At 65.0% G+C, this 12,303-nt stretch carries 8 protein-coding genes; 4 read left to right on the top strand and 4 right to left on the bottom strand.

From position 1 onward, the window contains the following. Positions 1-11 precede the first annotated feature (11 nt). Complete coding sequence (locus K3M67_RS08880) at positions 12-1,130, bottom strand: DUF3089 domain-containing protein (RefSeq protein WP_285831305.1); 1,119 nt, start codon at positions 1,128-1,130, stop codon at positions 12-14. Between the two features lie 105 nt (positions 1,131-1,235). On the opposite strand from K3M67_RS08880, the gene gatC reads away from it, so the two are divergent. From gatC to K3M67_RS08860, 4 genes are all read left to right on the top strand, one after another. Further along, a complete protein-coding gene (gatC, locus tag K3M67_RS08875; protein WP_066858551.1) occupies positions 1,236-1,523 on the top strand; it encodes an Asp-tRNA(Asn)/Glu-tRNA(Gln) amidotransferase subunit GatC in 288 nt (95 codons plus the stop codon). After that, the gene (gatA, locus tag K3M67_RS08870) at positions 1,523-3,007 is read left to right on the top strand and encodes an Asp-tRNA(Asn)/Glu-tRNA(Gln) amidotransferase subunit GatA (protein ID WP_066858555.1); all 1,485 of its coding nucleotides are present in this window, start codon (positions 1,523-1,525) and stop codon (positions 3,005-3,007) included. The genes gatC and gatA overlap by 1 nt, the downstream gene beginning before the upstream one ends. A gap of 1 nt (position 3,008) precedes the next feature. Then, positions 3,009-4,511, top strand: a complete 1,503-nt coding sequence (gatB, locus tag K3M67_RS08865) for an Asp-tRNA(Asn)/Glu-tRNA(Gln) amidotransferase subunit GatB (protein ID WP_066858558.1) — start codon at positions 3,009-3,011, stop codon at positions 4,509-4,511. 87 nt (positions 4,512-4,598) lie between these two features. Further along, positions 4,599-5,450, top strand: a complete 852-nt coding sequence (locus tag K3M67_RS08860; protein ID WP_285831304.1) for a hypothetical protein — start codon at positions 4,599-4,601, stop codon at positions 5,448-5,450. Positions 5,451-5,597: 147 nt separating this feature from the next. Here the strand turns inward: K3M67_RS08860 and K3M67_RS08855 are convergent, their stop codons facing one another. From K3M67_RS08855 to K3M67_RS08845, 3 genes are all read right to left on the bottom strand, one after another. Next, positions 5,598-8,813, bottom strand: coding sequence for an autotransporter outer membrane beta-barrel domain-containing protein (locus K3M67_RS08855; protein ID WP_285831303.1), 3,216 nt, complete (start codon positions 8,811-8,813; stop codon positions 5,598-5,600). A 99-nt stretch (positions 8,814-8,912) separates the two neighbouring features. Continuing rightward, positions 8,913-11,345, bottom strand: coding sequence for a TonB-dependent receptor (locus K3M67_RS08850; protein WP_285831302.1), 2,433 nt, complete (start codon positions 11,343-11,345; stop codon positions 8,913-8,915). Beyond that, positions 11,329-12,270, bottom strand: a complete 942-nt coding sequence (locus K3M67_RS08845) for a FecR family protein (RefSeq protein ID WP_066858680.1) — start codon at positions 12,268-12,270, stop codon at positions 11,329-11,331. The genes K3M67_RS08850 and K3M67_RS08845 overlap by 17 nt, the downstream gene beginning before the upstream one ends. Positions 12,271-12,303: the final 33 nt, after the last annotated feature.

Raw genomic sequence — 12,303 nt, 5'->3', positions numbered from 1 at the left:
CCATGCCTCTGTCACTTCTTCAGGAAAGCCGCCAATCTTTTCTGCGCGTCCTGCCGCACGTTGCCCCAGAAGAGGCTGTAGTCATAGACATGGTAATTATTGCCGGGGAGCGTGAACGGCCCCATGTCGACAGGTTGCCCGATCATCAGCACGCCGCTGGTGTCACACCGCGCAGGGACGATGCCGGTGAGCAATGTTGGTGACTTGCCTTCCTCCCGCGCGTCGAGCGTGCCGCTGTTGGCGCTGGCCGGAGCGGCGCCGTTGAAGGCGCCGGTGATCGGATTGGTGCAGAGCATGTGCGTGCCCTTGCGTGGCTTTCCGGTATAGCCGGTCTTGCGTTCGAAACTTTCCACGACGGCAGACGGATCAGCCGGTTCGGCATAGCTTTGCCAACTGACGATGCAATGCGCCTGATCCTGTCGCGCACAGGCAGGCAGGCCGAGCGCGGGCAGATCCGCCTCCACCGAGACCGGCCAGCCCACGGCATATACGGCGGCGATGCGGTCGGCGACCGGCTTGCCCGCGACCTGGTCGCGCAACAGTTGCAACAGGTGGCGTGACCCCTGGCTGTGCCCGGCCAGTATCAGCGGGCCTGTGGGGTTGGCCTTCACGAAGGCGGCGAAGGCCTGCGCCACGTCACGATAGGCGGCGGCAAGCGCCTGATCGCCCTCCGGTTTGTCGGTGAGAAAGGCGCCATAATTGGCCTGGCGGTAGCGCGGTGCCCAGACGGTGCCGGCAGCGTTGAAGGCACTGGCCTGGCTCATGACGAAGCGGCGGGCGGTGGCATCGGCGTCCTTGTCGTCCAGCAGGGCGTTCCAGTGTGCATCGCCGAAGGTCGTTATGTAGCTGGTCGGATGGATGAAGAAGATCGCGGCTTTCTGGGGCGCGTTGGGCGTGGTCACGCCGGCAGGCGTCCAGAGCGCGGGATTGTCCTTCTGGATGTCCGGACGGGCGATCCACATCGTCGCGTCGATATAGGCATCTTCGGGCAGTGGCTGCAACGCGGTGAAGGATTCGCGCGGCACCATCGCCATGCGGATCAGTTGCATTCCCCAGACGCGGTAGATCAGCAGCGCGGCGATCACCAGCACCACCAGCGCCACGATGACATAGAGGAATTTGCGCGCCACCCACACTCTCCGTAATTGTGCTGCTTGTCTGGCGCATGGCGTGGGCGTGCGCAAGGGGCGCTAAAGCCGCTTGAAGCGGACGGGCGCGGGTGGTAGCGGCGGCCCATGTCGATAGACCTTCAGACCGTAAAGAAGATCGCCAGCCTTTCGCGCATTTCGGTGACCGACGCCGAAGCCGAAGCGATGGTGCCGGAACTCAACAACATCCTTGGCTGGGTGGAGCAACTGGGCGAGGTGGACGTAACCGGCGTGCAGCCGATGACCGCCGTCATCCCCAACCATCAACGCCTGCGCGACGATGCCATCACCGATGGCAATGTGCGCGACAAGGTGCTGGCCAATGCGCCGCAGGCCGAACATGGCTTCTTCGCGGTGCCCAAGGTGATCGAATAATGACCAACCTTACTGATCTGACGGTCGCGGAAATCCGCGACGGCTTCCGCGCGGGTGACTTTTCGGCGCGCGAAGTGGCCGAGGCGTTCAATGCCAATGTCGCCGCAGCCAAGGCGCTCAACGCCTTCATCGTCGAAACGCCGGAAAAGGCGTTGGAAGCGGCCGATGCCGCCGACAAGGCGAAGGCGGCTGGCGAAGCGCTGAAGCCGCTTTCCGGCGTGCCGATCGGCATGAAGGATCTGTTCTGCACCGAAGGCGTGCAGACGACTGCCGCCAGCCACATGCTGGAAGGCTTCGTGCCGACCTACGAGTCCACGGTGTCGAAGAAGCTGTGGGACGCTGGCGCGGGAATGCTCGGCAAGCTGAACCTCGACCAGTTCGCCATGGGGTCGTCGAACGAGACGAGCTATTTTGGCAATGTCATCTCGCCCTGGCGGCGCAATGACGGCGGCAATGCCGCGCTGGCTCCGGGGGGATCTTCGGGTGGCTCGTCCTCGGCCATTTCCGCGCGGCTCTGCCCGGCGGCGACCGGCACCGACACCGGCGGCTCGATCCGCCAGCCTGCCGCCTTCACCGGCATCAGCGGCATCAAGCCGACCTATGGCCGCTGCTCGCGCTGGGGTATCGTCGCCTTCGCCTCGTCGCTGGACCAGGCCGGGCCGATGGCGCGGACGGTGCGCGACAATGCGATCCTGCTGGAGGCGATGTCGGGCTTCGATCCCAAGGATTCGACCAGCCTCGATCTGGCCGTGCCCCAGTGGGAAGCCGGTCTGTCGAGCGATCTCAAGGGCAAGAAGGTCGGTATCCCCAAGGAATATCGCCCCGATGGCCTGAACGAAGAAATCTCCGCCATGTGGGATCGCGGGATCGAATGGCTGAAGGATGCGGGTGCCGAGGTGGTCGAGGTGTCGCTGCCGCACACCAAATATGCGCTGCCGACCTATTATATCATTGCGCCTGCCGAAGCCTCGTCGAACCTCGCTCGCTATGACGGCGTGCGCTATGGTCAGCGCGACCTGCCCGATGGGGCCGGTTTGCAGGACATGTATGCCGCGACCCGCGCCGCCGGTTTCGGGCCGGAAGTGAAGCGCCGCATCATGATCGGCACCTATGTTCTGTCGGCGGGCTTCTATGACGCCTATTATACGCAGGCGCAGAAGGTCCGGGCGCTGATCGCGCGCGATTTCGAGCAGGCTTTTGAAAAGTGCGACCTGCTGCTGACGCCGACCGCGCCGAGCGCCTCCTTCGCGCTGGGCGAGAAGCAGGCCGATCCGCTTGCCATGTATCTGAACGACGTATTCACTGTTCCCGCGTCGCTGGCGGGGCTACCCGCTATGGCGGTGCCGGGCGGGCTGGATTCGGCCGGGCTGCCGATCGGATTGCAGATCATCGGCAAGGCGCTGGACGAGCAGACCGTGCTGAACGCGAGCCTCGCGATTGAAGAACGTGCGGGCTTCACGGCTCGTCCGGCCAAGTGGTGGTAATATGACTGAATCAACCTATCGCATCCAGGGCGCAACCGGTGAGTGGGAGGTCGTGATCGGCCTGGAAGTCCATGCGCAGGTGACGTCGAACGCGAAGCTCTTTTCGGGCGCGGCGACGGCGTTCGGCGCGGAGCCGAACACGCAGGTCAGTCTGGTGGACGCGGCCATGCCCGGCATGTTGCCCGTGCCGAACCGCGAGTGCATCCGCCAGGCGGTGCGAACCGGCATGGCGATCGACGCGCAGATCAACAAATGGTCGCGTTTCGACCGGAAAAACTACTTCTACGCCGATCTGCCACAGGGCTATCAGATCAGCCAGCTCTATCACCCGATCGTGGGGGAAGGGCAGATCGAGATCGTGCTGGACGAGAAGAACCCGGAAGCCAGCACCAAGGTGATCGGCGTCGAGCGCATTCATGTCGAGCAGGATGCCGGCAAACTGATGCACGACCAGCATCCCACCCGCTCCTATGTCGACCTCAACCGGTCGGGCGTAGCGCTGATGGAGATCGTGTCGAAGCCGGACATGCGTTCGCCTGCGGAAGCGGGGGCTTATCTGTCGAAGCTGCGGACGATCCTGCGTTACGTCGGTTCGTGCGACGGCAATATGGACCAGGGGTCGATGCGCGCCGACGTGAACGTGTCGGTCCGCAAGCCCGGCCAGCCCTTCGGCACCCGAACCGAAACCAAGAACGTCAACTCGGTCCGCTTCGTCATGGCCGTGGTCGAGCATGAGGCGAGCCGTCAGGTCGACGTGCTGGAAGCGGGCGGAACGGTGGTCCAGGAAACGCGCCTCTACGATCCCGATCGCAACGAGACGCGCTCGATGCGGTCGAAGGAGGACGCGCATGACTATCGCTACTTCCCCGATCCCGACCTGCTGCCGCTGGAACTGGACGACGCCTTCCTTGAGGAATGTCGCCGGTCGCTGCCCGAACTGCCTGACGCCAAGCGGAAGCGCTATGAGCAGGATCTGGGGCTGAGCGCCTATAATGCCGCGACCCTCACGGCGGACGCCGATACCGCCCGCTGGTTCGAGGCGCTGCTGGCCGAAGGCGCGCGCATCCAGAAGAAGAGCGAGGGCGAAGTCGCCAAGGCATCGGCCAACTGGCTGCTGTCGGAACTTTATGGCGCGCTCAACCGCCTCGGCAAGTCGCTGGACGAAAGCCCGGTCGGCCCGGAAGAGGGCGCGGAATTGCTCGCCCTCGTCGCGGACGGCACGATCAGCGGCACCATCGCCAAGCAGGTTTTCGAGATCATGCTCGAAACCGGCGGCCGCGCGCCGGCGATCGTCGAGGAAAAGGGACTGAAGCAGACCAGCGACACAGGCGCGATCGAGGCAGCGGTCGCCGACGTGCTCGCCAGAAATGGCGACAAGGTCGAACAGTATAAGGCAGGCAAGGAAGCGCTGTTCGGCTTCTTCGTCGGCCAGACGATGAAAGCCATGCAGGGCAAGGCGAACCCGCAGGTGGTGAATGAGCTGGTGCGCAAGGCATTGAACTAAGCCATAGTCGATCCCGGAGGGGAACTCCGGGATCGACTATTGGGGGCGCAGATGAAGCGAGGGTTGTTGGCTGTGGGGTTATGCCTCATGGTTTCGATCGGGACGGCGGCCGACCTGGAAGCGGAAACGCTGACTAATAAAAATGTGGTCGATCTGGTTATGGCGGGGCTTGGCGACGAAGCCGTTATCGCCAAGGTCAGGGCTTCGACCGCCACCTATAATCTGGCGACGAACGATCTCATCATTTTGAAGAAAAGCGGCGTTTCCGGGTCGGTCATCGCTGCGATGATCGAAGCGGATGCAAGGGGCGGCGTGCCATCCAGGGCGGCGCTGTCGGCAGATTCTGCAGACCCATTGGTCCCGCATCCGTCTGGCCTCTACATGCTGGCGGACTGGCTTCCGCAGCCCAAAATGGTCCGCCTGGATCCCACGATTTCGAACCAGAGCAAGACCGGCGGTCTGCTCGGTTATGCGTTTACTGGCGGCATCGCGTCGCTCAGTATCAAGACGGTCATCCCGAACGTAACGGCGCCCATCAAGGCAAGCCGATCCCGCCCGACCTTCTATTTCTATTTCGACGAGGCCAACCGCGCGCCTTCTCAGCCGCCGGCCGGCTCGGTTTGGCTCTCGGGAGCGGCTTCCGCCGTCTCGTCGCCCAATGAGTTCACTTTGGTCAGCTTCGAGATCAAGAAGGATCGGCGCGAGACGAGGGTGGGGAGCATGAACCTGGCGGGAGCGAAGTCGGGCGTCATGGACAAGGATCGGATTGCATTCGTCTATGAGCAGATTGCGCCGGGCGTGTTCAAAGTGTCTCCCAAGGCGGACCTTCCGGCCGGCGAATATGGCTTCCTTTATGCCATCGGCGGCGGCACGGGGCCTGGGATGTGGAGCCGAGGTACCGGTGCTTCACGGATCTTCGATTTCTCGATTCAGCACTGAGTTCGCCAAAGCATAAGGGGCGCCGCCGGGGGCCGGCGACGCCCCTCTTTTATGCGCGGCGTCCCTGGGGAAGGACATCATGCCGCAGCGGAACAGGCGGACCGGGAGGGTCTGTGGGGTGTGGCCCGCCTGTTCATCCTCAAGACGTCACAGGACGAAATTAACCGTCGCCCTAAATGAGATGGCGACGTGATTTTGTTGTTCCTCCGCGCCGAACTCGCCGCCGATGCGGAACGTGTCGGTCCCGCCGTAGAGCCGCGCGCGGCCGGTCCAGCCGTTGGTACGGTCTTCGGCCACCAGGGTGAACTGATCGCCGCCTTTGAAATAGGCGATGGTGTCGCCAAGCGACCCGCCAATGATCTGGCGGCGGCCTCCTTCCAGTTCGACACGCAGCCAGCCATCCTCGCGCTTGAGGGCGCCGAAGTCATAGCCCGCCGTGATCGTGCCGCTGGCGGTCGCCTCATCGCTGTTGCGGCCGAGCACGGTCAGGTTGAACGCGTCGCCGCCCCCGGTTTCGGCATAACCATCCTCCTTGAGGCGATAATAGTCGAGGCCGACAGCGGGCCGCAGGCTGAGGCGGCCCATCTGGAACTGGTAGGAGGCGCCGGCCGTGGCGGAATAGAGTCTGCCGTTCCAACTGCCGTTGGCGGTGCGAGTGACGTCGCCATTCTCGAAATGGCGCGTACCCGCAAAGTTGATCGCCGCAGCGGACAGTCGGGCGAAGGCGAGCAGCGGACCCCATTGCCCGCGCCAGTGCGCCGCCAGTTCATATTGGTCGGAATCGACCGCATTGTTGGAGTTGCCACTGGAATCGCTGCCATGAATGTAGGCGAGCGAGCCACCGAAGGCGCCGAGATCGGTCAGATATTCCACGCCGCCGCCCGCGCCCCAGCCGTTGATGTCGTAGGAGGCGGTGCTGCCCACGCTCTTGGCGCTGCCGAAGGCGACCTGTTGCAGCCAGAAGCCGAGCCGGCCGTCCCGCGTGCGGTAGATGCCGTTGGGGTCGGACAGGATGCGCGCGGTCGCGCGCGACCCGGCCGTCACCGCTTCGAAGGTGCCACCGGCATGGTCCGGCAGCATCTGACGCAGGTTGGCGGTCAGCGTGCTGCCATCGGTGATGCCGAGATAGGCGTTGGCGATGTCGCTGTCATTGTCGAGGGCGTTGAAGATCGCCGAATAGGCGCGCGCCAGCGATCCGCTGAGCCCCAGTTCCGAAACGCTCTTCGCCGCCACCGAGAGGGTTACGGTACCGGCGCCGGTGTCGCTCGCCAGGCTGCCTTTGAACATATAGGGCAGCAAGGTGTCGGCATCCAGCGAGGGAGTGCCGTTGAGCGCGCCGGCGCGGACGATGACATAGTCGCCTTCCGATCCTGCGACCTGCGTCAGGTTGACCTTCACCTGCGACCCGCTGGCGAAGCTGGCGGCGCCCGTCACGTCATAGACCGTATGGGTGCCGGTGGCCGCGTCGATGGTGACGCCGATGGTGGAGGTGCCGCTGGCCGACAGCGAGGCGAGGCCGACGCTGCCGGTGTTGGTGGCGTTCAGCGTGCCGCCGTTCAGCACCACGGCGATGCCGCTGCTGTTGCTTATCGCGCCGGACAGGGAAGACGTGCCCCCCAGCGTCAACGTGCCGCTGTCGCCGCCGAAATCGACGCCGCCGGTGATGGCGGCGCTGTCTGCCAGCGTCAGCGTCGCATCCCCGGTGCCGAAGGTGACGTCGCCGGTCAGGCTGGAGGTGCCGGACAGTGACAGGTTGTCGTTGCCCGCGCCAAGGCTGAGGTCGCCGGTAATGGTGCCAGCGGATACCGTCACGATGTCATTGCCAGACCCCAAATAGATGTCGCCGGTGATCGCGGGTGCGCTGGCATCCGTGTCCGCCAGTGCCTGGGTCAGGGTGACGCCGCTGCTGTTGGCGCGGAGGTCGATCGCGGTGTTGGTCAGCCCGCCGGTCGCCCCGATCGCGCCGCTGTTGCTCAGGCGCGAGACGGTGCCCGAGGCATCGAGGATGGCTATTGCCGTCCCGTCCTCATCGTCCAGCGCCACAGCGCCGACGGTTCCGCTGACGACGATGCTGTCGACGCTCGCGCCAGCGTCGATCACCAGGCCCCGCGCTGCCGTGCCCGTGCTGGCGGACCCGGTGGCGCCGACCGTGCCGTTCACCTCGATCGTGCCGGTGCTTGCGCCCGATCCCAGGCGCAGAGCGGTCGCGTCGCTGTTGTAGGACACCGCTGCCACGGTGCCGTCCACCAAAATGCCGCTGGCGATGTCGACCGCGCCGCCCAGGCCACCGACGACCAGGCCGTTGGCGGCGACGCCGTCATAGATGCCATAGCCGGCGATGCTGCCATTGATGACGAGGCCATAGCCCGAACTGTTGGTCGCTACCGAGCCGATGACGGTGTCGATATCGGCCGCACCCACCTGCACGGCCGCGGCCGAACCATAGGTCACGACCGAGGCAGTGCCTTCGCTGCTGTCGGTCAGGCCGTCGTCGTCGATGTCGGTATCATCTTCGTCGTCATCGTCGCTCGCCGTAGGCGGCACGTCGAAGATCACGCCACCGCTGACATTGCCGGCAATCACCACGGCCGACCCGGCCTGCAGGAGGTCGTCGGCATCCAGGTCGGTGGTGTCGCTGGGACGGGTGGTGTAGCGATAACCAGTGCTGACGATGCTGCCCTGGATTTTCACCGCGCCGGTCACGTCGCCCAGCAGCGCGACGCCTACGCTGTTTCCGCCCACGGCAGTGACGGCGCCCTGCACTGTGACGTTGCCGGTAACATCGTTGGCCACGATGCCATAGCTGTTGTCGCCCGTGACGGATATGGTGCCGCTGTTGGATAGATTGCCGGTCAGTGCGCCGTCGAGACGGATGCCGGCGGATTCATTGCCCTCGATAGTGATGGTGCCGCTCTGGACGATATTGCCGACATGCGCCGCGCCGGACTGGACGCTGATGCCGTTCTTGCCCGATCCTTCGGCAAAGGCACCATCGGTGTCGTCGTCATCATCCTCGTCCTCGGCGGTGTAGTCCTCGGTCAGCGTGATGGTGCCGCTGTTGGTGATGTCGCCTGTTGTGCCTGGCGCGGCCAGGATAGCTGTTACGGCGTCGGCATCGTTGATGGTGATCGTACCGGCATTGGACACGTCATTGTTGCTGTCAACGGTCACTGCCGCGCCGCTGGTAACGGTGATCGATCCGGCGGAACTGATGGTGATGTCGTCTGCCGCGCCGCTGGCGACCGTTGAGGTCCTGACCGCTGTTGTCGTGGCGGTACTTATCGTGGTTTCAGCGGCCGCTTCAGCCACCGTCAGGGCTGCCAGCACGGGCGCGATGGCCGTGCAGGCCAGTAGATGTCGCATGATGTCTCCTCTGCGTGTCGCGCTGGATATTCTGTGCGCGCGTCGGCTTGGGACGACGCCGGACGGTGCATTCCGTCAGGCGATGCGATCAAGAAATGGTCAGAAGGCGAAGTCGATGCCGATCCGCACGGTTCGGGGGCGGAGCGGGGTATAATAGTCGGTCCGCAGATCGAACGGCGTACCGAGCGAAAAGCGATTGCCGTTGCTGTCCAGCAAGTTGGTGAGCGACAGCGAATATTGCACCGGCCCGCGCGTCAGGCTGGCAGTCAGGCTGGTGTCGACATAGTCGCCTTGCGTCTGGCCGAGGATCGGACCGACGCCGAGGCGCGATTTGCCGACATAGCGGGCTGCGCCGTTCAGGTGAAAATCCATGTCATCTGCCAGCGGCGCGCGATAATCGAAGGCGATCCTGCCGCCAAGATTTGCGACGTTCGGCAGCGCGAGCGACCGTCCGTCATAGGAGAGGGCGCGAAGGAACTGGGCCGGCTGGCTGAGACGGCTGTCATTGTAGATGAAGCTGCCGTCGAGGCTGAGCGACGGCAGCGGTCGCACGAAGATGCGTCCTTCGAAGGTGTAGATGCGTCCGTCGCCGATGTTGGCGGTGGTAGGCAGGCCGATCCTGTCGGTGATGTCGGCCTGAATGTCGCGCCAGTCGGTATAGGCGAGATTGGCGCTGATCGCGACCCGATCGCGGCCCGGCGCACCTTTGCGGAAGCCCAACTCGAACGTGGAGATGCGGTCATTCCGGAAACGACGGACGCGTTGGTCATCGACCGCCAGCCCGCCGGGACGGAAGCCCTGCTGAAACTTTGCGTAAAGGGTAACGCCAGGAATGGCGTCGGTCAGAACGGACGCAGAAGGCAGGAAGATGGTCTCGCTGCGGTCGGCCTGCGCCTCGGCCCGGGCGAGGTCGGCGGAGGATAGGGCCGCGACCGGATCGAGCGCCTCGCCTGACAGACGGCTGTTGGTGAGCCGTCCGCCGATTGTGGCGATCAGCCCATCGGCCGGCTCGAACGAGGCTTCGCCGAACAGCGTCGCTTCCCTCACCCTGTTGCGCACGCCTGTTGCAGGAGCCGGGCGGCCCATGCCGTAGATGGGCACGCCCGGAATGACCGATGGCTGGACGCCGGCGCCATAGGATGTCAGCGAGCGGTGCAGGCGCGACGAACTCTCGAGATAGGAGCCGCCCAATATCCAGCCCAGGCCATTGTCGAGGTCGCGCACCAGCCGATTTTCCGTAGTGAAGATGTCCACTTCGTTGTTCTGGCGGAACAGGGCAGGCGCGCTGTCGGGTTGGGTCGCGTCGTAGCTTTCAGCCAGTTCGTGGCGGACATAGCCGGTCGAAGAGACGAGGCGCAGGCTATCCCATTGGCGTTCGATGCGGACGTTGCCGAGCAGGTAGTCCGAAAAATAGGGTTGTGCGACGGAAGAGGCGCGCTGAAAGCGCCCGACCGAACGTGTCGCATATTGGGCGTCGTCGCCGCGGATATGTTGGTAAACGCCGTTGAGGTCGATGGTCCAGTCGTCGCCCGGCGCGAAGCGCAGTGCCGCGCGGCCCCCCCAGGTGCGTACACGGTTGACGTCGTCCTCGCTGCGGTCGACATCGTCGATATATCCGCCTTCCTGCACTCCGTAGCCGACTACGCGGAGCGCCAGCTTTTCTGCGACAATCGGCAGGTTGAGCGTGACGGAGGCATCGCCACCGGGATCGCCATGCTGGGTGGCGGAAAGGCCGGCGGACAGCTGCCCGCCATATTCGCCGAGATTGGGCGCGTTGGGCATGATGCGGATGATGCCGCCGAGCGATCCGGCGCCATAGAGCGTGCCTTGCGGTCCCTCCAGCACCTCGACCCGGCCGACGTCGTAGAGTTTGAGGTCCGGATCGGGCGCGGCATAATTGAGGCGCATGTCGCCCAGATACTGGCCGGTCGTCGCCTGTGTAGGCCCGGCGAGAGCGGAATCGGCGATGGCGCGGATGAACAGCTTGTTGCGGCCATTGCCCGCGTGGGTGGAACTGAGGCTGGATATCCGCGCGAGCAGCGTTGCGGTGCCGTTCGCCGCTTCGCCACTCGTGAAGGCGCGATTGTCCAGCGCTTCCACCATGCCGGCATAGCGCGGCAGCGGCGTGTCACGCTTGGAGGCGGTGACGATGATCTCGGCGGGCGGCAGATCGGGCGCGAGTGCAGCCTGGACCGGTGCGGGCGACGCGGCGACCGGGGGCGGCGCGGGACGAATGCGGGTGATGCGCCAGGTGGTGGCGTCGATCCGCCGCGCGGTCGCGCCGGTGCCTTTCAGCAAGCGCCTGATCGCCTGTTCCACCGAGAGATGGCCCTCGATCCGGCCGGTCGCGACGCCGGCAAGGGACTGGTCGGACATGCCGATGCTGACGCCGGTCTGACGGCCGAGCGCGATCGCTGCCTCGCCCAGCCTGCCGGGAGCGATGCTGATAGTATGTCTGTCCGCCGCTTGCGCGGGCGTTGCGCTCGTTATGGCGAGGGCGGTGACGAGAAGAAGATCAGCTCTGCGGCTCATTTCCTTCCTTGAGCGGCCCTTCCTTCAGCAGCCATCCGTCACCCTGCCGCACGGCGGAAAGGCCCATCAGCGGCGCGGCTCCGGCAAAGAAGCGCGCGGCGTTCCTGTCGAGACGGATCGTGCCGGTGAAGCGGCTGGCTCCGGCTTGGGGCGTGAAGCGGACGGTGATGCCGAGCGAACGGGCGATGTCCTCGCTCACCTGCGTCACAGGTGCATTGGCATAGACCAGATTGCCCTGCCGCCAGCTGGCGACCGCGGCTGGGGCGATATCCATGACGCGCAGCCCCTGCGTGTCGTCCGTCAGCGCCCGTCCGGCGGGCAGGGCGATGGCCTCCGCCTGCGGATTGTAGATGACCTTGCCTTCGGACACGCCGATCCGGGTCGCGCCGCCAGCGTGGACGATGTTGAAGACCGTGCCGGCGTCCTCGAACACGACATCGCCTACCGTGACCCGGAAGGGATTGGCCGCATCATGGCGCACCGTGAATGCCGCTTCGCCGCTGTCGAGTGCGGCAAAACGCGCGTCCTTGTGATCGAGGCGCAGGCGGGTGCCGCCGTTCAGGTCGATCGTCGTGCCGTCGCCCAGCGCGATCGTGCGGGTTTCGCCAGGCCGGGTCGCGACGGTATAGATGTCGGACCGGTTCACCATGCCGACCGAGATCGCAGCAACCAGCGCCGCGGCGATCACGCCGCCGCCGACCCAGCGCCAGGGACGCCTGCCAGGTTCGACGTCGTTTGCGGCGACGGGCACCCCCACCGGATCGGGCGGGATAATCGCTTCCAGATCGGCATCGTCCGCCATCAGGGCGTCATAGGCCGCGGCATGGGCGGGATCGCGCTCCAGCCACAGGGTGAAGCCATCCCAGTCGTCAAATTGGGGATCACGCGTGCGGATCACCCACGCGAGCGCCTCCTGATTCATCATGGCTTCAGCCCCGTTCATTTTTTGCCCCTTGCA

The sequence above is a fragment of the Sphingobium sp. V4 genome (genome assembly GCF_029590555.1).
In the GTDB taxonomy this organism is placed as follows: Bacteria; Pseudomonadota; Alphaproteobacteria; order Sphingomonadales; family Sphingomonadaceae; genus Sphingobium.
Note: the sequence above shows the minus strand (reverse complement) of the source record. Positions and strands in the feature narration are given on the sequence as shown.

Bases quoted from the DNA above. Each gene is read 5' to 3' on its own strand.
- gatA (WP_066858555.1), top strand. From the start codon at position 1,523: ATGACCAACCTTACTGATCTGACGGTCGCGGAAATCCGCGACGGCTTC.
- gatC (WP_066858551.1), top strand. From the start codon at position 1,236: ATGTCGATAGACCTTCAGACCGTAAAGAAGATCGCCAGCCTTTCGCGC.
- K3M67_RS08855 (WP_285831303.1), bottom strand. From the start codon at position 8,813: ATGCGACATCTACTGGCCTGCACGGCCATCGCGCCCGTGCTGGCAGCC.
- K3M67_RS08850 (WP_285831302.1), bottom strand. From the start codon at position 11,345: ATGAGCCGCAGAGCTGATCTTCTTCTCGTCACCGCCCTCGCCATAACG.
- gatB (WP_066858558.1), top strand. From the start codon at position 3,009: ATGACTGAATCAACCTATCGCATCCAGGGCGCAACCGGTGAGTGGGAG.
- K3M67_RS08860 (WP_285831304.1), top strand. From the start codon at position 4,599: ATGGTTTCGATCGGGACGGCGGCCGACCTGGAAGCGGAAACGCTGACT.
- K3M67_RS08845 (WP_066858680.1), bottom strand. From the start codon at position 12,270: ATGATGAATCAGGAGGCGCTCGCGTGGGTGATCCGCACGCGTGATCCC.